Annotated in this window: 22 protein-coding genes and 1 other RNA gene; 15 read left to right on the top strand and 8 right to left on the bottom strand. The window is 61.0% G+C overall.

The features are described from left to right. From EII26_RS01380 to hflC, 12 genes are all read left to right on the top strand, one after another. The gene (locus tag EII26_RS01380; protein WP_124887338.1) at positions 1-819 is read left to right on the top strand and encodes a 2-oxoacid:ferredoxin oxidoreductase subunit beta; all 819 of its coding nucleotides are present in this window, start codon (positions 1-3) and stop codon (positions 817-819) included. A gap of 5 nt (positions 820-824) precedes the next feature. After that, positions 825-1,448 (top strand): 2-oxoacid:acceptor oxidoreductase family protein, encoded by a 624-nt coding sequence (locus EII26_RS01375; protein ID WP_124887337.1) that lies wholly within the window; start codon positions 825-827, stop codon positions 1,446-1,448. A 223-nt stretch (positions 1,449-1,671) separates the two neighbouring features. Next, entirely contained in the window at positions 1,672-2,448 is a 777-nt protein-coding gene (locus EII26_RS01370; RefSeq protein WP_124887336.1) for an ATP-binding protein, read from the top strand. A 5-nt stretch (positions 2,449-2,453) separates the two neighbouring features. Further along, entirely contained in the window at positions 2,454-2,804 is a 351-nt protein-coding gene (locus tag EII26_RS01365) for a cupin domain-containing protein (RefSeq protein WP_124887335.1), read from the top strand. 360 nt (positions 2,805-3,164) lie between these two features. Beyond that, positions 3,165-4,565, top strand: coding sequence for an alanine/glycine:cation symporter family protein (locus EII26_RS01360; protein ID WP_124887334.1), 1,401 nt, complete (start codon positions 3,165-3,167; stop codon positions 4,563-4,565). Between the two features lie 85 nt (positions 4,566-4,650). Further along, complete coding sequence (gene alr, locus EII26_RS01355) at positions 4,651-5,769, top strand: alanine racemase (RefSeq protein WP_233572532.1); 1,119 nt, start codon at positions 4,651-4,653, stop codon at positions 5,767-5,769. An 83-nt stretch (positions 5,770-5,852) separates the two neighbouring features. After that, on the top strand, positions 5,853-6,320 hold the full coding sequence (smpB, locus tag EII26_RS01350) for an SsrA-binding protein SmpB (RefSeq protein WP_274703307.1): 468 nt from the start codon (positions 5,853-5,855) through the stop codon (positions 6,318-6,320). Positions 6,321-6,477: 157 nt separating this feature from the next. Next, positions 6,478-6,832: a transfer-messenger RNA gene (gene ssrA / locus EII26_RS01345) on the top strand. 483 nt (positions 6,833-7,315) lie between these two features. Continuing rightward, complete coding sequence (locus EII26_RS01340) at positions 7,316-8,140, top strand: M55 family metallopeptidase (protein ID WP_124887333.1); 825 nt, start codon at positions 7,316-7,318, stop codon at positions 8,138-8,140. 146 nt (positions 8,141-8,286) lie between these two features. Further along, positions 8,287-9,408 (top strand): ATP-binding protein, encoded by a 1,122-nt coding sequence (locus EII26_RS01335; RefSeq protein WP_124887332.1) that lies wholly within the window; start codon positions 8,287-8,289, stop codon positions 9,406-9,408. 61 nt (positions 9,409-9,469) lie between these two features. Beyond that, entirely contained in the window at positions 9,470-10,516 is a 1,047-nt protein-coding gene (gene hflK / locus EII26_RS01330) for an FtsH protease activity modulator HflK (RefSeq protein ID WP_158612085.1), read from the top strand. After that, a complete protein-coding gene (gene hflC, locus EII26_RS01325) occupies positions 10,513-11,397 on the top strand; it encodes a protease modulator HflC (protein ID WP_124887330.1) in 885 nt (294 codons plus the stop codon). Before hflK ends, hflC begins: the two co-directional genes overlap by 4 nt. A 73-nt stretch (positions 11,398-11,470) precedes the next feature. On the opposite strand, the gene typA is transcribed toward hflC, so the two are convergent. Together typA and EII26_RS13045 are read right to left on the bottom strand one after the other, a co-directional pair. Further along, the gene (gene typA, locus EII26_RS01320) at positions 11,471-13,327 is read right to left on the bottom strand and encodes a translational GTPase TypA (RefSeq protein WP_124887329.1); all 1,857 of its coding nucleotides are present in this window, start codon (positions 13,325-13,327) and stop codon (positions 11,471-11,473) included. A 189-nt stretch (positions 13,328-13,516) separates the two neighbouring features. Next, positions 13,517-13,684 (bottom strand): hypothetical protein, encoded by a 168-nt coding sequence (locus EII26_RS13045; RefSeq protein WP_158612084.1) that lies wholly within the window; start codon positions 13,682-13,684, stop codon positions 13,517-13,519. Positions 13,685-14,018: 334 nt separating this feature from the next. Here EII26_RS13045 and dapF point away from each other — a divergent pair, with 334 nt between their 5' ends. Both dapF and EII26_RS01310 read left to right on the top strand, forming a co-directional pair. Then, positions 14,019-14,846 carry a diaminopimelate epimerase gene (gene dapF, locus EII26_RS01315; RefSeq protein WP_233572531.1) on the top strand — a complete coding sequence of 276 codons (828 nt, stop codon included), beginning with the start codon at positions 14,019-14,021 and terminating at the stop codon, positions 14,844-14,846. A 134-nt stretch (positions 14,847-14,980) separates the two neighbouring features. Beyond that, positions 14,981-15,577: a DedA family protein gene (locus EII26_RS01310; RefSeq protein ID WP_124887388.1), complete on the top strand. Its 597-nt coding sequence runs from the start codon at positions 14,981-14,983 to the stop codon at positions 15,575-15,577. Here the strand turns inward: EII26_RS01310 and EII26_RS01305 are convergent. Then, positions 15,525-16,820, bottom strand: coding sequence for a sensor histidine kinase (locus EII26_RS01305; protein WP_158612083.1), 1,296 nt, complete (start codon positions 16,818-16,820; stop codon positions 15,525-15,527). The genes EII26_RS01310 and EII26_RS01305 overlap by 53 nt on opposite strands. A 187-nt stretch (positions 16,821-17,007) precedes the next feature. On the opposite strand from EII26_RS01305, the gene rlmN reads away from it, so the two are divergent. After that, positions 17,008-18,090 (top strand): 23S rRNA (adenine(2503)-C(2))-methyltransferase RlmN, encoded by a 1,083-nt coding sequence (gene rlmN, locus EII26_RS01300; RefSeq protein ID WP_233572530.1) that lies wholly within the window; start codon positions 17,008-17,010, stop codon positions 18,088-18,090. Positions 18,091-18,356: 266 nt separating this feature from the next. Here the strand turns inward: rlmN and EII26_RS01295 are convergent, their stop codons facing one another. The 5 genes from EII26_RS01295 to EII26_RS01275 all read right to left on the bottom strand — a co-directional run bounded on the left by EII26_RS01295 (position 18,357) and on the right by EII26_RS01275 (position 23,193). Next, a complete protein-coding gene (locus EII26_RS01295; protein ID WP_124887326.1) occupies positions 18,357-19,013 on the bottom strand; it encodes a metal-dependent transcriptional regulator in 657 nt (218 codons plus the stop codon). A 271-nt stretch (positions 19,014-19,284) separates the two neighbouring features. Further along, on the bottom strand, positions 19,285-20,049 hold the full coding sequence (locus EII26_RS01290; RefSeq protein ID WP_199735011.1) for a SagB/ThcOx family dehydrogenase: 765 nt from the start codon (positions 20,047-20,049) through the stop codon (positions 19,285-19,287). Positions 20,050-20,179: 130 nt separating this feature from the next. Further along, positions 20,180-22,132, bottom strand: coding sequence for a S9 family peptidase (locus EII26_RS01285; protein ID WP_124887325.1), 1,953 nt, complete (start codon positions 22,130-22,132; stop codon positions 20,180-20,182). Positions 22,133-22,199: 67 nt separating this feature from the next. Then, entirely contained in the window at positions 22,200-22,505 is a 306-nt protein-coding gene (locus EII26_RS01280) for a TIGR04076 family protein (protein ID WP_124887324.1), read from the bottom strand. A 4-nt stretch (positions 22,506-22,509) separates the two neighbouring features. Next, a complete protein-coding gene (locus EII26_RS01275; protein WP_124887323.1) occupies positions 22,510-23,193 on the bottom strand; it encodes a GntR family transcriptional regulator in 684 nt (227 codons plus the stop codon). Positions 23,194-23,353 lie beyond the last annotated feature (160 nt).

The raw sequence follows: 23,353 nt of genomic DNA, 5'->3' as shown, positions 1-23,353 counted from the left end.
ATGCCGAGCGCAGAGGTTCTCAGCTGGGTCCGAACGCGTTTCATGCCCCATATCTGGTGTCCGGGGTGCGGACACGGCATCATCATGCATTCGCTCATCCGTGCTCTCATCTCCCTCAAAAAGGAAAGGGCCAATACCGTAGTGGCCTCGGGGATCGGGTGCTCCAGCCGCATGGCGGGGTACATCAACGCCTGCACGCTTCACTCCACCCACGGCCGCTCCCTGGCTTTTGCGACGGGGATCAAACTGCACCGCCCGGAGCTGACCGTGGTGGACGTGATGGGGGACGGCGACTGTACGGCCATCGGCGGCAACCACTTTATCCACGCCTGTCGCCGTAACATCGACATCACGGCGATCGTCATGAACAACAACATCTATGGAATGACGGGGGGCCAGGCCAGCCCGACGACGCCCATCGGCTCTTGGGCCTCCACGACCCCCTATGGAGCCATCGATCCCGCCTTCGACATCTGCAAGCTGGCCGAGGGGGCCGGTGCCTCCTACGTAGCCCGAACGACCATTGCAAATCCCCGTCAGGCCGAAATGTACATCACGAACGGGATCAAAAAGAAGGGGTTTTCGGTCATCGAGGTGGTGACGCACTGTCATACGCAGTTCGGCCGAAAGAACAACCGCAGGCTTCCCATCGAGAACTACAACTTCTTCAAGGAGGCCTCGGTGCCCCTGGCCAAGGCGCAGACGATGAGTCCCGAAGAGCTGTCCGGCAGGATCGTCTGCGGCGAGTTCGTGAACAAGGACGTTCCGGAGTACACGGAACAGTACCAGAAGCATGTCATCGACAAGGTGAGGGGGTAGAGAAGATGGCGGCGGAGAGGTTCGAGATTCGCATCGCCGGTTCCGGCGGACAGGGGGTCATTCTGGCCACGGAACTGATCGGTCAGGCGATCACCCATTACGAGTCGGATTTGTACGTCGTCCAGTCCCAGGCCTATGGTCCGGAGGCCCGAGGCGGAAAGTCGAAGGCGGAGGTCGTCATATCCTCCGAACCGATCGATTACCCCAAGGTGATCGCCCCCTGCCTGCAGGTCATCCTGACTCAGGCCGCTGCGGACGAATTCGCCGTCGACACCAAGCCTGGGGGACGGATCGTCTACGACGATTTCTTCGTTACGGAGCTGCCGGGGGCCCCTACGGGCGAATATGGCGGAGGAAGCGTCGAGAGCACCCATGGGCGGATCGACGCCCGCGTCTACGCGCTCCCTATCGTGCGGACGGCGCGTGAGAAGCTGGGGCGCGAGATCGTCACGAACATGGTTGCCCTGGGCTGCGTGGGACGGGTTCTGGAACTCGAGAAGATCGCGTCCCCCGAGTCCCTGCGCAAGGTCATTGCGGCTCATTTCCCCGTTCAGAAGATCGCCGACCTCAACCTTCAGGCCTTCGATGCGGGCTACGGGCTGTTGAAGCAAACCCCTTTGCCCGATTGAGGCTCTGAAGGCGGGGAAAATGACGTGGGGTCGGGATCGCCGGAGCTTTGGGCGGTCCCGGCTTTTTATTGTATCCCCGAGGTCCGCCGACCTTTGCCGGATGATCCTCGCTTGAATTGCATTTTGTTGCAAAAGCAATGGATTGTTCCGCGTTTTTGCCGTATCCTCTGTCCGACGCGGGGGAATAAGGCGATGAGAGCGGAAGACGAGGGGGAAAACAAAAGTGATACGCAGAATTATCAAGATTGACGAGGACAAGTGCGACGGCTGCGGACTCTGTGCCGAGGCCTGCCATGAGAACGCCATCGCCATTGTGGACGGCAAGGCGACATTGATCAAGGATGATTATTGCGACGGTTTGGGCGACTGCCTGCCGGCCTGCCCGAGAGAGGCCATCGCCTTTGAGGAGCGGGAGGCGGCGCCTTACGACGATGCTGCGGTGAGGGCTCGCCAGGAGGAGCTCCGCCGCCAAGCGGAACGGGGCGATACGGAGAGAAGGGCGGATACGGCTGCTCCTCGTCGTATGCCGATCGGGGGCTGCCCCGGCAGCCGGATGAGGGACATCCTGCGGGACAGGGGGGAGAGTGCCCCGGCGGGAGGAACTGCGCCGGCTGCATCGGCAGGCAGCGAATTGGCTCAATGGCCGGTTCAGATCAAGCTCATACCAGTCGATGCCGCTTGTTTCGACCAGGCTCATCTTTTGATCGCGGCGGATTGTACGGCCTTTGCGTGCGGCGATTTTCATCGGCGGTTCATGAAAAATCGCGTGACGCTCATCGGTTGCCCGAAGCTGGATGAGGGGGATTATGCCGAAAAGCTTACGGAGATTTTGAGGCGCAACGACATCAAAAGCGTCATGGTGGTGCGTATGGAGGTGCCCTGTTGCGGAGGGATGGAGAATGCCGTGAAGCGGGCGTTGGCCGCGAGCGGAAAGATGATTCCCTGGCGAGTGGTCGTGGTGACCGTCGATGGACGTGCTCTTGAGGAACAGGAGGTTTAGGGGATATGAACGCGATGATTAAAAATGTGGAACACGAGGCCGTTTTTTCTCTGGCAGCACAGGTCGATGTGCGCAAGGGCGAGGTCGTCAGCAGAACGCTGGCACAGAACGACGCGGTGAGCATCACCCTTTTTGCCTTCGACAAAAATGAGGAGATCAGCACGCACGAATCCGATGGTGACGCCATGGTCACGGTGCTGGAGGGGAAGGGCAGGCTTACGGTGGCCGGCCGGGATTACCTTTTGGAGGCCGGACAGAGCCTGGTCATGCCCTCGCGCAAGCCGCACGCGGTATTTGCCGAGGAGGCCTTCAAGATGCTTCTGGTGGTGGTGTTCCCCGAAAAGGCTCGAGGTTAGGATTGGGGAGATTCGAGCCCGTTTGAAAAGGGCGTCGTTTTTCGATATAAAAGCCGGAGCCTTGCCTGGTCTCCGGGATCAAAAAGGCCGCAGATCGGGTGCTTTTTCTCCCCCTCTGCGGCTTGCTTTCGCTTGAATGAGGCTCGAGTTTGGGAAGGGCTCGATGCTATAATGACCTTAACCTTATAGGAGTCTTTTTCTTTCCTATTATGGAAAAATTACCGAAGTCGTTGGGAGGAGGGGAAAGCGAGGGAGCCACTGCGTTGGATGACGCCGCAGATTTCGCGTTTTTCGAGCCGATTGCGAAACGGCAGGTGAAGAAAGAGAGGGATAGTCGCTATGACGGAGCCGATCTCCTTGATGGAAAAGATTGTGCATTACAACAACATAATCAACGGATTTGTCTGGGGGACCCCCATGTTGTGCCTCTTGGTCGGGACGGGCGTATACCTCACCGTATTGCTGGGCGTTCCGCAGCTGCGTTACTTCCTCTTGTCCCTGAAGGAGGTTTTCGGATCGAGGAAGGCCGGGCGGACGACGGAGGATAAGTCCATCTCCTCTTTTGCCGCCTTGGCGACTGCGATGGCCGCAACCGTTGGAACGGGCAACGTCGCCGGCGTGGCGACGGCACTTCACCTGGGAGGGCCCGGAGCGCTTTTCTGGATGCTGGTGTCGGCCCTCTTCGGCATGTGCACGAAATTCAGCGAGGTGGCTTTGGCAGTGCACTTCCGCAAGAAGGACGAGCACGGCGACTGGCGCGGGGGGACGATGTACATCCTGGAGCATGGGGCCGGACAGAAGTGGTTGGCGATCCTCTTTGCCCTCTTCGCCTTCCTGGCCTCCTTCGGCATCGGCGCGGCGGTTCAGGCCAATTCCACTGCGGAGGGGCTTTCCCTGGGATTCGGCGTCGATCCGCTTCACAGCGGCATCGTCCTGGCCATTCTTGTCGCCCTGGTCATCATCGGCGGGCTAAAGAGCCTTTCGACGGTCACCACCTACCTGGTGCCCCTCATGGCCGTGTTCTACATCATCGGATCCATCGTCATCCTGGCGACAAACGCCCAGCACATCCCCGAGGCGATCGCCTCGGCCGTAAGATACGCCTTCAGCGACCCCATGGCCATGCCCGGCGCTATTGCGGGCTGGTCCGTGAAGCTTGCGGTGAGCAAGGGGATCGCCAGGGGAGTGTTTTCAAACGAGGCCGGTTTGGGTTCCGCTCCCATGGTCCATGCGACGGCCTATGTCGATCATCCCGTCCGTCAGGGGCTCTACGGAATTTTCGAGGTCTTCATGGACACGATCGTGATCTGCTCCATGACGGCGCTGGTCATCATGACGACGGGAACCCTCACGGGACAGGCCGAGCTGACCGGATCCCAGCTCACGCTCTACGCTTTTGAGGCGGGCCTGGGGACCGTAGTGGGCAAATATGTGCTTTCCGTCGGGCTGGCCCTGTTTGCCTTCACGACGATTCTGGGTTGGTACTGGTATGCCGAGACCGCTGCGACCTATCTTTTCGGCGTGGGCTTCAAGCCCGTCATGAAGATTTTATGGATCGCCCTCATCCTGCTCGGGGCCGCCGGAGGTCAGATTCTGGGCACGGGGGCCAAGGCCTTCTTGACGTCCTTATGGGATATGGCGGATACGTTGAATGGGCTTATGGCCATCCCCAACCTGATCGGTCTCCTGCTCCTCTCGGGGGTGCTGCGCAGGGTCGTGAAGGATTTCGACAACAAAAGACGAAACGGGGAACTTCGGTAAAAAGGGACTTGGCATGATTTCTGACGTGTAGGCGAGGGGGAGCGAAAGCGCTCCCCTTTCTGTGAATCTTCCGGAGGTGATCGAGGTGTCTGTCGTATCTCCGACCCGCATGGAGATCTCCCTGAGCGCCCTTCTTCACAATTTCGAGACCGTTCGCTCCCTCGTTGGGACGTGGCGTGGCGTATTTGCGGTGATCAAGGCCGATGCCTACGGCCATGGGGCGGTCAGGGTGGCTCAGCTCTATCGTGAGGCGGGGTGTGGAAGCTTTGCCGTGGCCCGGCTGGGGGAGGCCCTCGAGCTCCGTCGTGCGGGATTGTCCGAGGATATCCTGATTCTGGGACAGGAGCCTGAGGAATCCGTTGGTGCCGTAGTGGAATATGATCTGATCTGTGCCTGTGCGGAGGTGGCCTTTGCCCGGAAATTGAACGGGGAGGCGCTTCTGAGAAAGAAGCGAGCAAGGGTGCATTTGAAGATCGACAGCGGCATGGGGCGGCTCGGCTTTCTCCCTGAGACGTTGGAGGGCGTCGCCGACGAGCTCTTCTCTCTTCCCGGGTTGGAGATCGACGGAATTTTTACCCATTTTGCCGTCGCCGATGAAGCAAGGCCCGACTATACGAACATGCAATTCGCACGGTTTGAAAAGGCCCTTGCTTGTCTGAAACGGAAGGGGCTCGACGTGCGAACGCGGCACCTCTGCAACAGTGCGGGCATTTTGGGACACCCGGACAAATACCTGGATGCGGTACGCCCGGGGATCATGCTCTACGGCATATCTCCCGGGCCCGGACTGTCGGATGGGGTGACTCTTCGCCCCGGATTTTCCTTCAAGAGCGCCGTAGTGTCCCTTCACGACACGGCGCCCTGTAGCGGCATCGGTTACGGGCTGCGCTACATCACCAGGGGGCGGGAGCGCATCGCCGTCGTCCCGGTTGGGTATGCCGACGGATGGAGCCGGAGTCTGTCCGGGAGGACATCCGTCTTGATCCGGGGGCGAAGATGCCCCGTTCTGGGGACGATTTGCATGGACCAGATGATGGTGGACGTCACGGACTTGGATGACGTCGCTCTGGGGGATGAGGTCGTTCTGATCGGACGTCAGGGGGAGGCGGAGATCACCGTGCAGGAGATCGCCGAGCTGCGAGGTACGATTCCCTATGAGGTGATGACCTCTTTTTCGCGACGGGTTTCCCGAGTTTATCTTTGAGTTCGTATGGAGGATTTGATCCTTTACAAAAAAAGGAAAATTGATATAATAAAATGCTATTGAAGAGAAAGGAGGGGATGAGGTTGGCGAACAAGATTGTGGCTCAAAACCGCAAGGCAAGGCACGACTACTTCATCCTCGATTCTCTTGAATGTGGCCTTGTCCTGACGGGAACGGAGATCAAGAGCGTCCGGTCAGGCAACCTGAATTTAAAGGATTCCTATGCCTCGATCGAGAAAGGCGAGCTTTGGCTGATGGGAATGCATGTCTCTCCCTACGAAAAGGGGAGCTATTACAATCATGAGCCGGAGCGGAACAGGAAACTGCTGGTCCATCGTCAGGAACTGGTCCGTCTGGGGGGCAAGGTTCGGGAAAAGGGGTTGACCCTTATTCCCCTTTCAGTCTACATCAAGGATGGACGCAGGGCCAAGGTGGAGCTTGCCTTGGCAAAGGGGAAGACCTCTTATGACAAGCGCGATGCCCTTGCGGATCGGGACGCCAAGCGGGATATCGCTCGTGCCGTGAGGCATAGAGGACGCTATGAGGACTGAATCGCCAAGGGGGCCATGCCCCTCGGAAAAGAGGGGATTGAATCTATTGGCGTGCGATTGTTTTGCGTCGAGGAGGAAGCCATGAGGCTTCGTTGCGACGCAAGCGACCGACACAGCCTCTGCGGTTTACAACCACAGAGAGCTGGCTGTCTGTTTAGGGGGCGACAGGTTTCGACGGCGTGTGGAGGATCTGGAGGAGCAGGCCGAGTTACGTCCGTAATCCTCGTTAAACATTCGGGCAAGACGATAAACGTCGACAATAACTACGCACTGGCGGCTTAAGCCTGCCACGTTGAAGGATGGGCTCCTCCGCCGGCCCGCCGGAGACGTCATTTCAGGTGGATGCTCCGCTTCGCGTCGGATCTCGCCGGGGTGGAAAAGATCAGAGGTCTTGGAAAGAGGAAGGCCGTTCTCTGCCTAACCTTGGACGACAATTAAAAGAGAACTAAGCCTGTAGTGCCGCCACGGTCGGCCCATGTCGGACGGGGGTTCGATTCCCCCCGCCTCCACCAACGAAAATCCTCGACGCAACCGTTGACTTGTCGGGGTTAATTTTAAGGAAGGGCCTTTCCCGCTTGGGGAAAGGCCCTTCTCCTATGCGGCAAAAGACGGCAGGGAAGATCGATTTGTTGTGACTAAGATTATATGGAGGCTATCCCTCTGAATGATTTGCAGGCGGTCGACAGTGAGCCAGCGGAGCGCAGCGACAAAACGAAGTACGCGATTGATTGAGAATCGTAGTTGCTCCAGCACCGGAGCAGTCGTCAAAAATTTGTGATGCCCCAATTCGAGCTTCGCGGGATAGGGACTTGGATTTAGAGCTCAGCTTGTCGGATGCGAAGGTTGAACTGGATACGGCGTTCCTTTGAGGGCTTTCTTTTTGCTTCGCCGGTTTTGCAACCATGACAAAGCTCTCTCTTGCGCCATTTTCTGCGTGAATTTTGGGCCCTCTCGTGTAGAATAAGGGGAATCGTTGGGAAGCGGGGGATGGAAGGATGAGGGTCTATATCAGCGCGGATATGGAGGGTGCGACAGGGGTCGTGAACGTCGACCAGACGGACCGCGGTAAGCCGGAGTATGCCTTTGGGTGCCGCATGCAGCTCCACGACGTCAACGCCGTCATCGAAGGATTGCTGGATATGGGGGTCGAGGATATCTTAGTCAACGACTCCCATGACCGCATGATAAACCTGGATATCGGAGGTCTGAACCCTGAAGCCCGCCTATTGAGCGGATGGCCCAAGACGATGGGGATGTTGGAGGGCTACGAGGGTGCCGACGCGGTCTTTTTCGTTGGCTATCACGCCATGGCTGGGACGCGACGTGCCGTTCTGGACCATACCGTGAGCGGCGGAAGGGTCTACTCCGTCGAACTCAATGGGGTCGAGGTGGGGGAGATCGGCTTGAATGCGGCGGCCTGTGCCGCTCGGGGGCTTCCGGTGGCCCTCGTGACCGGGGATCGGGCTGCCTGCGACGAGGCTGAGAAGCTGCTGGGCCCCGGCGTGACGACCGCCTGCGTCAAGACGGCCCATGGACGCTCTTCGGCGGATTGCCTCGCCCCGGAGGTCAGTTCCGTCGTCCTTCGCGAGGCGGCTGCATCCGCCGTCGAGCGCATACGAAAAAACGAGGCTCCTCGAATGGACATTGGGGACGGCGCCTTCGACTTACGGATTACCTTCCACACCACCGCCCAATGTGACCAGGCCGCCGTACTGCCCTGTTCGGATCGCCTGGGAGGACGGACGTTGCGCGTCTGCGGCTCGGGAATGGCGGAGATGCGCCGCTGGGCGAACGTCATGATCGGCCTTGGAGGTGCTTGAACTGGCTTTGTCGTCGACCTGACTTTCTGTCTTTCGACACACATCATTGGATGGCATGAGCCCCTTTGGATTCCGAGGTCGAGGAGGCCGGAAGAACCCGGAACGAGAAGAAGGGCTCGGGGCGTTTTGCGCGGGGGGCGTGTTGTATGGCAAACAAGGTAGGGGAACTCGAGGATCGTATCCTCCATTTCATTCAGGAGAGTCTCCATGAACTTGACACGATTCGTCGGGAGGAGTCCGATCGCCTCGAGAAGACCAGAAATCGTTTTCGAACGCTGACCCGGGAGCTGCGGGATTTGGCGGCTGAAATCGATCGCGCCTTTAAGGAGTATGAGCTGCTTCGGGAGGAGCTGATGCGCCACTCGCAGCAGGGGGCGCTGGAACAGGAGAAGGCCGCCTACGAGCGAGCGTCTCAATCCATGAAGGTGCACGCATCCCTGGAGGAACGCTATCGTATCCTCTCCGCGCACAAGGAGGAGCTCCAGAGGGAGGAACGCACCCTGGAGCGGCTCGTCTCCCGGAGCGAGAGTATGGGAACGCGCCTTCGTATGGTGATGAACCTGGTCAGCCTGCCCGAGGAGTTCTCCCCGGAACAGGGGGCTATAAGGAACGAGAAGGCCCTCGCCATGGCGTTCCAGATCGCGGAGCGCGAGGCGCGCTCCTTTGCGCGAGAGCTCCACGATGGGCCTACCCAGTCCTTCTCGGCTGCAGGACTGAGCCTGGAGATGGCCCAGGAACTCCTGGCGCGGGGGGACGGCGCCGCGGCCTCCGGGGAGCTGAATTTGGCTGTGGGGCAGCTGAGGACCGGTCTCAGCGAGGTTCGTTCTTTGTTGTTCGGATTGAGTCCCACGGGGATCGAAAGTGGTTTTGAACTGCCGCTTCGGCGTCTGGCCGAGCAGGTCCGTCAGATGTGGGGGGTCGAAGTGAGCTGCAAGCTGACCGGCAAGCTTGACGAAGTGCCCGTCAGTCAGCGAAGCAACGTCTTCAAGACCCTGCACCAGGCCGTCATCAACGCTGCGAGGAATGGGGCCGCGAACATTCGGGTCTCCATAGGCAGTTCCAAGCGGACTCTAAAAGTGTTGGTGATGGACGACGGGAGGGGGTTCGACGTGGAGCGCGAGAGACAGGCGGCACGCGAACGGGGCTCCTACGGACTCCAGAACATGGAGGAGCGCGTGACGATACAGGGCGGAAACTTCTCCATCTCCAGCACCCCCGGCAAGGGGACCACGGTGTCCTTTGCCATTCCCCTGCGGGATGCGGAGTGATGTCAAAAATGGAAGGGGTACAGCGGTTTAGGGCGTGGAGCCCGATTGGGGAGGAATGTCCATGGCGCGGGTGATCGTAATGCCGGATCCCAACGATCCGGGCTTCAAGGGGCGGGTGCTTCGCTTTTTCATGAAAAACGTCCTGTGGGCTGCTCTGCTTCTGCTTGTGGGGCTGCTCCTCCTGACAAATATGTACACCGTTCCCTCGGATTCGAGGGGGATCGTCTTGCGCTTCGGGCGCGTCGCGTCGGTCGAGGTCCCGGGGCTGCACTTCAAGCTGCCCTTCGTCGACGAGGTCCACATGATCGCATCGGATCGCAAGAGGAGCCTTGAATTCGGCTTTCGGCTTCGGGACGGCGGCGGGCACGGGGTTCCCGAGATGCCGGTCGCGAACGAGCGGTTGATGCTGACGAAGGACAACAAACTGATTGAGGTCGAGTGGGTTCTGCACTACCACATCGGGGCCCCGGAACGGTATCTTTTCAACCTGCCGCTCAGGGAGGCGGACAAGGAGCGGATGCTTCGGGACCTCTGCATGGCAACGATGCGGAGGATCTTTGCGGGCATGATGTTCGACGAGGGGCTGACTAGTGGAAAGCAGAGGATACAGGAAACGGCCTTCGAGACGCTGCAGGCGATCTTCGACTCCCTGCAGGCGGGGATCCGCATCGACGAGGTGCTGCTGCAGGAGACCAATGTCAGTGAGGCCATCAAGGAGGAGTACAACAGCGTCACCTCCGCCGAGGAGCAGGTGAAGAACATGCTCTATCAGGCGGAGGCGCATGCGAACAAGGTCGTCCCGGAGGCGGAGGGGCAAGCTTCCATCCTCATCAACGAGGGGGAGGCCTACAAGTTCAAACGCATCTCCGAAGCCGAGGGGGAGGCTGCACGCCTGAACCTCCTGCAGGAGGCCTACGCCTTGAACCCCGAACTGACCCGGCTCAACATGTGGGCCGAGGGCATGACGGAGGTCTGGAAAAACCTGAAGGTGGTCTTCGTCGATGGCCTGGAAGGGAGCGGGGCCGCGGGGACGATCAAGCTCCTTCCGCTGCCGTGGGGCTCCCTTTTCGGTCAGTCCGCCGTCGAGGCCGGAGGTGAGAAGCGATGAAGAAGTGGCTGACGTTTTTCGGCGGCCTTTTGCTGCTGGGCTTTCTGCTGACCAGCGGGACCTTCTATATCGTCCCGGTGAACCAGCACGCGGTGGTCACGCGTTTCGGAAAGATCGTTCGCGTCCACTCGACGCCGGGGGTGCACGTCAAGGTTCCGTTCCTAGACGTGGTCTATGCCTACCCCAAGTGGCTTCAGGAGCATGATTCCGCACCGGTGGAGACCGTTCTGGGCGACAAGCGCAACGTGATCTTCGACACGTTCCTCCTCTACCGGATCGACGATCCCCAGGCGTTCCACACGCGGATACGCAGTGCGGAGACCCTGGCGCGCCGTATCGACGACGTGATCTTCGGCTCCATTCGCGTCGTCGCAGGGCTCTATACCTACGAAGATATCCTCAACGACAAGAGGGACGAGATTATCGACGCGACGACGGAGCGGGTGCGTGCCCAGACCAAGAATATGGGCATCACCGTGGTTCGCACCGCGATACGGAACTTCACCCTGCCGGAGCAGAACCTCCAGGCCATCTACTCGAACATGAAGTCCGAGCGCGTGAGGATCGCCCAGGGCATCCTGGCCGCGGGGCGCGCCCAGGCCAACCGCATCACCGCGGAGGCGAACCGAAAAGCGCAGGAGATCATCGCCTCGGCCTTCAAGCAGGGCCAGACGCTCCGCGGGGAGGGGGACAAGGAGGCGCAGGTCATCATCTCCCAGGCCATGGGCCGGGCCTTCAGCCTCTACGAGCAGATGAAGGCGATCGAATTCTTCCAGAAGGGGCTGAGGAAGGAGACGGTCCTGGTCGTCGACCCCGGCAAGGGATTGTTCCGGTACCTGAAGGACAACGCCCCGGCCTCGGAGTCCGCACCGCAGAACTGAGGCGTGTCGCGGGCCTCCCAAGGAGGAGGAAGGAGTGAGGCCGGCCTTCAAGGGCCGGCCTCATCGTCTGGCCTTATTTCCGTCCGGCCTTGCGCCGCTCCAGCTCGTCGAGAATGGCCTTGCGCAGGCGTATGGACTGCGGAGTCACCTCCACCAGCTCGTCGTTCTCGATCCACTCCATTGCCTTCTCCAGGGGCATGCGCCGCGGCACGTCCAGCTTGGTCGTCGCCTCCTTGGTGGCGGAACGGTGGTTGGTCTGCTGTTTCTTCTTGGTGGGGTTGCAGGGCATGTCCCCGGGACGGCTGTTCTCGCCGACGATCATCCCCGCGTACACGGGATCGAGAGGGGAGATGAAGAGCGTCCCGCGCTCCTGGAGGTTCTCGAGCTGGTAGGCCGTCGCCTCGCCGGTGTCCAGGCTGACGAGCGAGCCCCGGCTGCGGGAGGTCAGGTCGCCGGCCCAGGGCCCGTAGCCCATGGTGCAGTTGGACATGATGCCCAACCCCCGCGTGTCCGTCAGAAATTCGCCCCGATAGCCGATCAGGCCGCGCGTGGGGATCTCGAACTCGATCCGCAGCAGGCCCCGGGACTGGTTCTCGATGTTCTTCACCTTGCCCTTGCGCTTGGCCAGTTTTTCGAAGACGATGCCCTGATGTTCCTCGGGGACGTCGATGGTCAGAAGCTCGTAGGGCTCCATCAGGACTCCGTCCTCCGTCTTCGTGATGACCTCGGGCTTGGATATGCAGAACTCCATGCCCTCGCGTCGCATCTCCTCGATGAGGATGCCCAACTGAAGCTCGCCCCGGCCCGAGACCTTGACCCCGTCGGGGCGTCCCAGGTCCTCCATGCGCAGCGAGACGTTGACGTGCATCTCCCGTTCCAACCGGGCCTTGAGCTGGCGCAACGTCACGGCCTGCCCCTCGCGCCCCGCGAAGGGGCCCGAGTTGACGAGGAAGAACATCGAGACCGTCGGTTCCTCGATCGCGAGGGGCTTCAAAGGCGTCTCCGCCAGCTCCGCCGCCGCGAAGGTATCGCCGATCCCGATCTCCGTGGGGCCGGTCAGCCAGACGATGTCCCCCGCCCCGACCTCGTCCACCTCGGTCCGCTCCAGGCCGCGGGTGACCCAGAGCTGGGCGACCCGGGCGCTCTCCGTTCCGGTGATGTCCCAATTGCCCTCCTCGTGCCGCGCGGACCGCCATTTCGTGGAGACGCGGACAAACGGATCGCCTTTACGGATGCGTCCCTGCAGGATCTTGCCGCAGCCGATGCGCCCCACATATTCGTTCCAGGCCAGCGTGCTGACCTGCATCAGGAAGGGCTCGTCCGGGTCGACTTTGGGGGCCGGGACGTGGTCGATGATCGCCTGAAAGAGGTCGTCCATGCCCTCTCGCTTCGTCCCCTTCAGGTCCTTGACGGCCCAGCCGCTGAGGCCGGAGCCGTAGAGCACGGGAAAGTCCGCCTGTTCGTCCGTCGCTCCGAGCTCGAAGAAGAGGTCGAAGGTCTGGTTCAGGGCTCCGTCGGGGTCGGCTCCCTCCCGATCGACCTTGTTGATGAACACCAGGGGGCGCATTCCGATGGACAGCGCGTGTTTCAGCACGTAGCGGGTCTGGGGCATGGGGCCCTCGTTGGCATCGACGATCAGGATGACCGAGTCCACCGTGGAGAGGATGCGCTCCACCTCGCCGGAGAAGTCGGCGTGGCCGGGGGTGTCGATGATGTTGATGAGATAGCCCTTCCACTCCACGGTGCAGGGCTTGGAGCGGATCGTGATTCCGCGTTCGCGCTCGAGCGCGCCGGAATCCATCACCCGTTCCGCAAGCTGGGTGCGTTCGCTGAATGTCTGGGCCGCCCTGAAGATGGAGTCGATGAGGGTCGTCTTGCCGTGGTCGATGTGCGCCACGATGGCGAGGTTGCGTATTTTTTCGGCCTGCATGGTGTTTCCCTTGCCTCCTTGTTGCGTGTTCGAGGATAAACCGTGTCTGCGGTTCGTTCCGTAATTTCAACAAGGGACAAGATCGTCTCGAATGCGCGTGCTCCCTTGCCGTTGCGTATCCCCTTAATGGATTGAGCGCCTGGCATTGTACCGCAAAGTGCCGGCTTGCGCCACGTTTTCGGAGGAAGATCAGGACAGGCGGCGATCGATGGCCTCCATCAAGGTCTCGAGTCGGGGAATGCCGTCGCAGATCTTGTCCCGGTCCAGGATCCAGGTGGGACGCGACGGCCGGACGCGGTAGCGGATGTTGTCGAAAAAAGCCAGGATATTTCGCGGGTCGATGAGGCAGACGTCCAAACGGTCCCCATAATGGTCCCGCAGGGCGCGCAGCAGCTCTCCTACGGCCTGATGGTTCTTCTGCTGTTGAGGAAAAGAAGCCTTCTCTTCCGGGGTGTAGGTGCCCCTCCCGCCTCCTCAGCCGCAGCGGTAGCCGCCGTGTTCCATGATGACCTTCAATCTTGGTGCCATCTCCGTCTTCCCCCTCTGGCCCTCCGTACGAGGGTCGGTTAAAATAACGGTTCATGATGTGGATTTTGTGTCCGGCGGAGGATTTCGGGTGCTGCCGGAGCATCGTCATTATAATATAAGGCAATGCAGGAAAGATCGCCGGCTTTGTCTGGAGGTATGGGTTTTGGTCGATTTTTTCAAGGTTCACGGAAACGGGAACGACTTCGTCGTCCTGGACAACCGGGAGGGGCGGCTTTCGGGGGCGGACCTGCGGTCTGCGGCCGTCGCTCTGTGCCGCAGGCGCGCTTCGATAGGGGCGGATGGCCTGATGGCCGTGGAGCGGACCGAGGGAGCCGATTTCAGGATGCGCATCTTCAATGCCGACGGCAGCGAGGCGGAGATGTGCGGCAACGGGGCCCGGGCCCTCGCGCGCTACGCCTACGAAAGGGGCATCGCCTCCTCGCCGATGCGCTTCATCACCGAATCGGGGCTGATCGAGGCCACGGTCGAGCCGCCTTTTGTCGAACTGGACATGGGACGCGTCGATCTCGCCGGGGGCATCTTCGGCCGAAGCCTGCGTGCGGGGGGCGTCGAGTTTCCCTTCGTCTTCCTCACCGTGGGGGTGCCGCACTGCGTTCTGCTTTCGGATGAGGAGTATTCGGAGAACGCGATGCGGGAGATCGGGCGGACGGTACGGTACGACGCGGAGCTCTTTCCGGAGGGCGCCAACGTCACCTTTGCCCGCCGGCTGCCCTCCGGGGATGTCGCGGCCGTCACCTATGAACGGGGCGTCGAGGATCTGACGGACTCCTGCGGGACGGGGTGCGTGGCCGTTGCGGTCGCCGGCGTCCTGGTCTGGAGCCTCTGCGCGCCAATCCGGGTGGTCAACCCGGGAGGTACCAATACGGTGCGGCTGGAGTTCGCCTCGGACAACGCCTCTGCTCGGGCTTGGCTCAGAGGGCGCACGGCTCTGGTGGCCTCCGGAACGCTGTTCGAGGAGGCTTGGTCTTGATCCGCCGAGGGGTCGCGGGCTGGGCATTGGTCCTTGCCCTCCTGCTTGGAGGGGGACTCGTCCTGTACTTCTCCGAGCCCCTGATCGGGCTTCTGAAGGATTCCACGGAGTGGCTCGTGGCGACGATCGGGCGCATGGGCTACCCCGGGATCGTAGCTCTGATGTTTTTGGAGTCGTCCTTCTTTCCTTTCCCCAGCGAGGTGGTCCTGCCGCCTGCCGGCTACCTGGCGTGGAGGGGGGAGATGTCGCTCCTGGCGGCGATCGCCTCGGGGCTTCTGGGGAGCCTTTTGGGGGCGCTTTTCAATTACTGGGTTGCGGTGAGGTTCGGACGGCCCTTTTTGCTGAGATACGGGAAATATTTCTTCGTATCCGCGGAATCCGTGGAAAAGGCGGAGAAATTCTTTGCCCGACACGGACATGTCAGCACCTTCGTAGGGCGCCTCCTTCCGGTCATTCGCCAGTACATCTCGCTCCCTGCCGGGGTGGCGCGAATGAACCTGGGGTTGTTCACCGCCTTCACGTCCCTCGGGGCCGGGATCTGGGTGGTGGTCCTGACGCTCGTGGGGTATCTTCTGGGCGAGCATCAGGAGCGGCTTTCCCATTATCTGCACATCCTGCCCCTCGTCTGCGTGGGAGGGGCCTTCCTCCTCGTCCTCGCATACGTCCTTTGTCTGCGATTCAGACGGCGCCGAAGGTGTCCGACGGCTTTGACAGGATCGGAAGAGAGATGAGGACCCGCGTTCCCCGCTTCCGGTCGACCCTGTCGGCGATCAGAAGCGAGCCGCCGTGCAGGGAGATCACGCGGCGCGTGAAGGCCAGCCCCAGTCCCGTCGAGCCCCAGCCGGATTTGGCGGATTGCGCGCGTTCCGCCCTGTAGCCGGGACCGTTGTCGAGGATATCGAGCTCCAGGTAATCGGCGTTGCGGCGCACCTGAAGTTCGATGCCACGGCCCCCCGTCGTCTCGTTGGCCCTCCATGCGTTGTCCAGAACGTTGAACACCGCGCGAAGGAGGCGTATCTTGTTGGCCGAGATCGAGAGCGCCTCGGCTGCAGGATGAATCGTTATCGTCACGTCCTTTCCCCAGGGGAAGGGGCGGATGTGACGGTCTATCGTCGCGCAGAGATCGAGGACCTTCACCGCATTTCTCTCGTCCTCCATCAGGAGTTCCCGGACCATGTTATCCATATACTCCGCCGCCTTGAGGATGAGGGCGCTCTTCTCCGAGGGCGTGCTTTTGTGGAGCATCGCCGCGGTTCCCTTGATCGCTGCGATCGGGTTTTTGAGGTCATGGGCCAGGTTGTTGACGTCGACCATAGTCACCGCCTTGAGTCCCGTGTCCTCAGGCGCGCTTCTGAGCTCCGATTTGGTCCAGGTCTGACGCAGCAGACTGACCCGGGTGGAATAGCGGGATATGAGCCAGGTGGAGGAGACGGCTCCGGTGAGAAAACTGAAGAAAAGCGCGGTTCCCGCCATGCCGAGGGCCGTCGTGTCCTGTGCCGGGATGTTTCCGGATGCCTCGGAGAAGCTGGAGAACAGTTCCAGACTCTGAAAGGAAAAAATCCAGAGCAGAAGGGCCGCATACCGGTCCAGTCCATCCTCGACCCGGAGCATGAGGAGTTGGAACAGCACCATCAGAAGGAACAGGATGGCGACGTGTACCGGGAACATCAGGCGGAGTTTGGGCGCCACAAAGAACAGCAGATAGAAACTGACCACCAGCCCGGAAGGGGGAAGCAGGATCGTCACCGAGTCCTCGACTCTCGGAAATCGCTGCGCCACACCCCGGGCGATCATATGCCAGCCGGAGAGAAGGAGCAGGTTCTGAGTCCCGTGGACCAGCATCCTCGTTATGGAAAGCAGGAAGACGGCCGATCCGATTCCCTGCTCCTGGGAGCCGAGGATATGGGCGATGAAGGCGTTGCCGTAGTAAAGGGAGCCCAACGCTGCCGCCAGGACCCAAAAGCCCGAGAACAAATGACTGGGTTCGCTCCGAGAGGATCGGAAAAGCTTTTCTATCGGTAAGGGAGACATGAGCGACCTCCTGGCAGCAGCCAGAATTTTCATTGAATGTGGAATCCGCAGGGACGTTGCGCACATGTTCATTATAGTCCCCATTATAGTGGAGCGGGACGTAACGGCGGAATCGAGAGGATGACGAACGATGAGGGATCATGGGATGGAACTTGAAAGAAAACGCGGAGGGGAGGATGCCCTCTCCCTTTCCTACGAGGAATGGAGGGAACGGATGGAGGCGTGGGGGGAGCCCCGTTTCCGTGCCGATCAGATCTGCAACTGGATGCACGTTCGAAAGGTTTTCGACTACCATGAGATGAGCAACCTCTCGAAGTCCCTGCGGGAGCGTCTGAGCGGATCGATGCTGATGCCTCTGCCGGTGCTGATTCGGGAGCAGAAGTCCAAAGACGGCACCCGCAAGTACCTGTGGCAGATGGCGGACGGTGCCCGGGTGGAGTCCGTCCTGCTGAACCATGGGGGGCATACGACGGCCTGCGTTTCGAGCCAGGTGGGCTGTCCGCTCTCCTGCGTCTTCTGCGCCACGGGGACCCTGGGATTCGGCCGCAACCTGACCCCCGGTGAGATCCTGGGGCAGTTCCTGATGATGGAGCGCCGTCGGCTGGATGGCGGGGCGGAGCAGGGGATCAACAACATCGTGTTCATGGGGATGGGCGAACCGCTGTTGAACGCCGGCAACGTGTTCAAGGGCATTCGTATGCTGAACCATCCCAAGATGCGCAATCTCGGTGCCCGCCACATCACGATCTCGACCGCAGGCGTCGTGCCCGGGATCCTCGACCTGGCGGACTTCGAGGTCCCTCTGCGCCTCTCCGTATCCCTCCATGCCCCGAACGACGGCCTGCGTACGAAGCTGATGCCCATCAACCGGCAGTACTCCCTGTCAAGGCTGGTCGAGGCGCTTCGCGTCTACAGAAATCGTACGGGCGAGCGTATCACGATAGAGTATGCCCTGATCGACGGCCTGAACGACGATCCGCAGCTTGCCTATGAGATGGCGGCGTTGCTCGATGGACTGGAGCCTTACATCAATCTGATCCCGTTCAATCCCATCCCGATGAAACCGGAGCTTCGCCGCTCCCCCGAGGCGAAGGTCAAAGCGTTCTGCGCCGCTCTCGCCGAGTTGCGGATCGAGTTCGAGGTGCGCCGCGAACGGGGGGCGGACATCATGGCGGCCTGCGGTCAGCTGGCCGGCACGTTGCGCTGCACTTGATGGTCGTCTGTTTAAACGAGTTGTGCGATTGATAGGGAATTGGAATAAAACCACGGATAACGATCCATGCGAGCTCGTCGGGGCGGGGTAATGCCCATCCTAAGTCTCCTGTATTCTTATGTCTTGTTGCTTTGCAAAGACCGGCATCCTACAGCTTAAAGCCGTAGGATGCCACATCCATTGCCGACAGGATCTGACGTGTCTCACATACGTCTGGCAGCTCTGTTTGCCGTTTATTGCCCGAGGATGTTTTTTAGAAAAACGGTTCAGCTCGCCAATATCCAGACGGTCGCGGCCTCGTTGAGCGGGAGGTCCAGGGAGCGTCTCTTTACCTGGACGGTGTAGTTGCCGTCCTTGACCTGCAGCAGGGTAACGGAGGTGCCGGAGGTGAAGCCGGAGTCCATGAGCCTCTTGCGCAGGGGCTCGTCGGCGGTGAGGCGTATGAGCTGGCCCTTGGCCCCCTCCTGAGAGAGGGTGAGAGGCAGGGGCAGCAGGATCGGTTTTTCCAGGGCGACAAAGGCTTCGTCCACCCAGGGTTCCCGCTCTGCGCGGGCGCGGCGGAAGTACTCCAGCAGAGCGTAGAGGCGCTCCTCGGTGATGGTGTCGATGTAGTGCTCCATGCAGCATGCCATCTCGGAGGACTGCTCCCGGTCCAGGCCCAGAAGCTCGTGGAAGAAGGCCCGCAGCCCCTCGTGCCGGCGAAATACGACCAAGCCCTTGCGCCGGCCGCTGTCCGTCAGGTGCAGCGCGCCGTATCGTTCGTGGTTGAGAAAGCCTTGATCGACGAGTTTCTGGACTGTGGCCGTCACCGTTCCCTTCGTGATCTTCAGGCGCTCCGCCAAGTCCGTGACGGTGACGGTGCGCCCCGTACTCTCCAGAAGAAAGAGCTCTTCCAGGTAGTCCTCTATGCGAGCTGTAATCATGGCGTCCCCCTTGGTGTTTCGGATATTTTCAAGACGTCATCCCAAATTCGGTTCTTTTGAGGGCCAGAAGCTTGTGGACGATCCGGAGCTGCAGTGCAGATTGTTGAAACGACACCACAATATCCTAGGTCCGCCCCTGACGTTTGTCAAGAAAAGCACGGAAAAATCCACCATTCCCTTTTCGTCTTTACCCGCCGCTCCGAAATTTGCGCATAGGGGAGGGAGGGGGGTAATGGGCACCCGTCCTCCTATCGTTCGGTTTTCGAGACGGTCAGGGGTGGGCGCGTTTTCCAACGGCCGCCGCGTAGACGGGGAAGAGGGTGTCTCCGTCCGCACCGATCATGCGGGCCAGTTCCTCGTCGTCAAAAGCCCCAATGGCACAGACTCCGCAGCCGATGGGCAGGGCGGCCAGGGAAAGGTTCTGGCAGACGTGTCCGGAATCCTTGTAAAAGTAGCGGTAGGCCCGTGCTTTGTAGCGCCAGACGCTGCGATAGGCGTTTGCGGCCCAGACGAACGTTGCGGCGGCCTGAGCGATGAAGGGCTGACGGTAGCAGATGTCGGAGACCTTTTGCGCGTAGTCGCGGGAGACGTCCACCTCCTGGATGCGGTGCCCGACGGCCAGGTAGCGGTAGAGTCCGGGAGTCAGGCCCGAGACGGCTCGGAGAACCAGGTAGGTTTCGAACGGATGGCGTCCGCCGGCCGACGGGACGTTGCGCCAGGTTCTCGTCGAGCCCTCCGATCGGGTGATTTTCCGTATGCCCTGGGAGGCCCAGAGCAGCCAGGAAAGCTCGTTGAGGGAGAGGGAGGCCCCGGAGTAGCCACGCAGCGAGCGCCGGGACTCGATGGCGGTGCGCAGATCCATCGGCGGAACGTCCAGCGCCTCCGGGCCGGGCAGCTCGGCGATCCTTCCCTCCTGAGCCGCGGGGCGCTCCACCGGCGGCTGGGGCAGTCCCTTCTCCTGGTCCGAGGGCTCCGGCATGTTACGGTAGTACGTGGCACGCACGAAATTGCATCCTGCGTCACTCTTGTTGTTCACCTTCAAGACCTCCCCTGACGAACTCCGCGAGGGGGCGTATCCCTGAGGTCCCCCAGGCAATTTTTGAAGTTTTCCTTGTCGATGTTTTTTGAAATCCCCCGGCGTGGCCGGGGGATGAATCCGCGGATTCCTAGAGATGGGCGTCGAACCAGCCGCAGATCTCCCGCAGGCGGGCCAGCCGATTCCTGGGCTTTCCGGAACGGCTGAGCTCGTGGTTCTCGCCCTTGAACACGCACATCCTGGACTCGACCCCCAGGGCCTTCAGTGCCGTGAACATCTGAAAACCCTGGTTCAGTTCGCAGCGGAAATCCTCGGTCGAGTGGATGAAGAGAGTGGGGGTCCGAGCCCGATCGGCATATCGCACGGGAGATTCCGCCCAGGCGGCCTCCGAGTTTTTCCAAGGGGTACCCAGGTGCTGGTCCTCCACGTAGTAAAAGCCGATGTCGCAGCCCCCGAACTTGGAGACCCAGTTGGCGATGCTCCGCTGGGAGACGGCAGCCTTGAAACGGTCCGTTTGTGTGATGATCCAGTTGGTCATGTAGCCGCCGTAGGAGCCGCCGGTGACGCCGAGACGTTCGGGATCGACGAACTTCAGGTTTTCGATGCACCAGTCCGTGAAGGCCATCAGATCGCGGTAATCCACATCCCCGTAGCGGCCTCGGATGTCCTCGAACGCACTGCCTCGCCCATCGCCGCCGCGGGGATTGCAGTAGATGACGGCGTAGCCCCGCGCGGCCCAGCACTGCATCTCATGGTGATACACGTCGCCGAAGGCGGCCTTGGGCCCGCCATGGATGTGGAGGATCGTGGGATACCGCCTGCCCTCCTCGAAGTTGACGGGGCGCATGTACCAGCCGTCCAGAGTCCAGCCGTCTCCGCTGGGAACGGTGACGTGGATGGGCTGCGACAGGCTCAATTCCTCGAAGAGCGGCCGGTTGAACGAGGTCAGGCGCCTCTCGGTCCCTCCCTCCAAAACATAGAGCTCCGGAAGATTCAAACCCTCGTAGGCGATGTAGGCGATACGGCGGTCCGAGACGGCGTAGTCGATCACGGCGGAGGTCGCCGCAGTCAGGACCTTCAAGCGGCCGTCGGGGGCCACCGAGCAAATGCGGCTTTTCATGACGTCGGTGGCGCAGCAGATCAGGCCCATGGCGCTCGGGAAAAGGGCTCCGGACAGCTCGGTACAGCCGTAGCTGCAGTCCGCGACGACAGCGTGACCCAGGCTGGAGTCCAGCTCGGGGGTCAGACAGACGAGTTCGCCGTCCCCCAGGCGATGGATCTGCACGTTCTGGTTGACGCCCGTCCTCTTTCGATCCGTGGCCGTGACGACGACCTCACCGTCGCTCCATGCGGCGTGCTTGAATGTGCAGGCCAGGCCTTCGGCGAGGTTCTTGCAGGTTCCTGAATCGAGATTCAATTCGTAAACTCCGTTGTCGAGCGGTTTGACATCTTTATAGTCCGCCGCGACGACCAGCACGGCGGTGCGGTCGGAGTTCAGGGTCGTGCGCACGACGTCCATGGTGGGGGAAGTCAGGCGTTTGAACTCGCCCGTCGTCCGGTCGTAGATGCCCAGTCCCGTGCGTCGCTGTCCGATGTAGCCCTTGCCGTTGGCCATGAAGGGGAGCTGCTCGAAAATCATGACATCCGCGCCCTCGGGGTTGTCGTACTCGGGCTCGAAGATCGCCGTGATCAGGTAGCGGTTCTCGTCCAGCGCCTGTATGGCGCTTGCGGCATTCGGGATTTCGAAGAGGAACTCGGCTTCGCCGCCGTCGACGGGGAGGACATAAAAACGGGTTGCCTTGCTCTTTTGGGCGTGCGAGCACTTGGGGGCGTCGCGCTTCGAGGCGAAGACAATCCGAGCTCCGTCGCGGCTCCAGCAAAAGAATTGCTCGGAGCCGGACGACGTCAGCCGCCTGCTGGTCCCCGTGCGGAGATCGGTGAGCCAGAGGTCCGATTCATAGCCGTTCTTCTCCAGGTCGGGTCGGCTGACGCGGTAGACAATACTCTCCCCGTCGGGGGAGAAGGCCGGATTGGCCAGAAAACGGAATCCGAGAAGATCCTTGTGTTCCACGGGGCGCTTCATGAACGTGAGTACCTCCTGTTTCTTGGGGAAGATGTCCGGCCGTTCTGCGGTGAGAAACGGCACAGTGCTATGCAGATCCGTCCGACGGGACCACGTCGATGCGAAAGACATTGACCACGTCCGGGTCGGGACAGCAAAAGGCGACGCAGCCCGTGCTGGTGCAAGGAGGGATTGTGCCGCCGTAGCGCAGAATGTCGATGTGAGGAAAACCCGAGTGCAGGGCCATGGGACAGAGCGCACCCCGTTCCGTGTCGAAGTCGAAGGTATCGCCGACCTTGTGTCCCCGGTGGCAACCGTGGGGGCCCCTGCGTTCGATGAGGGTGAGGACGATCCGGGGCCGTCCTCGCGAGGTGGTGTTTTTAGGCTTGTGCATAGTTTCAGTCGTCCTCCTCCTTACCCATATATCCCTGAAGATCCCGCGAAGTGTTCTCCAGATGCCGGGACAAAGCCTCCAGAGCGGCGTCCAGATCCCTGGTTTTGATGGCCTCGAGGATGAGCCGGTGCTGGGCTTCGGATTCCTCGCGCATGGAAGCTAGGTGCAGACGGATGTAACGATCCACTTGCTGGCGCAGGCGGGCGATCTGATCGAGCGTCATAGGCCGGTCGGCGGACTCGTAAAGCAGCGTGTGAAACAGGATGTTCTCCTGTCTCCATACGATGCAGTCCGGTTCGGCCTCCATCCTGTCCAGCACCTCCTCCGCTGCGGCAATGGTCTCCTTGGTGATGGAGGGGAAGGCGATGTGCAGGACGTTCGTCTCCAAAGCGGCGAGCATTTCGTAGACCTCGCGGGTCTCCTCGGCGCTCAGCCCCGTGACCATGGCCCCGCGCCTGCCGCGAAAGTCGACCAGCCCCTCCGTCTCGAGCAGACGGAGCGCCTCACGCAACGGTATCGGGCTGACCTTCAGGCGTTCCGCCAACTGGCTCTGGTGCAGGGGCTCGCCCTCCGGCAGAAGTCCGCGGTAGATGGCCTCCCTCAGGATGTTGGCGATGTAGTAGGGGGCCGGGTTGTCCTTGAGGTGAATGGGGATGAGCTGTTCAAGGGAATGATAGGGAATGTTCATCTCTGTGTCTATGGCCTCCAAAATCCTTTCCCGAGGATTGTGCGCAGGACTCGGCTGCGCATCATGATTATAGTGCATTCCCTCGAAGGCTGCCCGTCCTTCGTTCGGGCGTCGGCTCGAGGACAGCCGAGGGATCGGGCTGGATGAGCGCGCGGGCCCG

It is taken from the genome of Fretibacterium sp. OH1220_COT-178 (genome assembly GCF_003860125.1).
Classification (GTDB): Bacteria; Synergistota; Synergistia; order Synergistales; family Aminobacteriaceae; genus CAJPSE01.
This window is presented reverse-complemented; position numbering and strand designations above follow the sequence as displayed.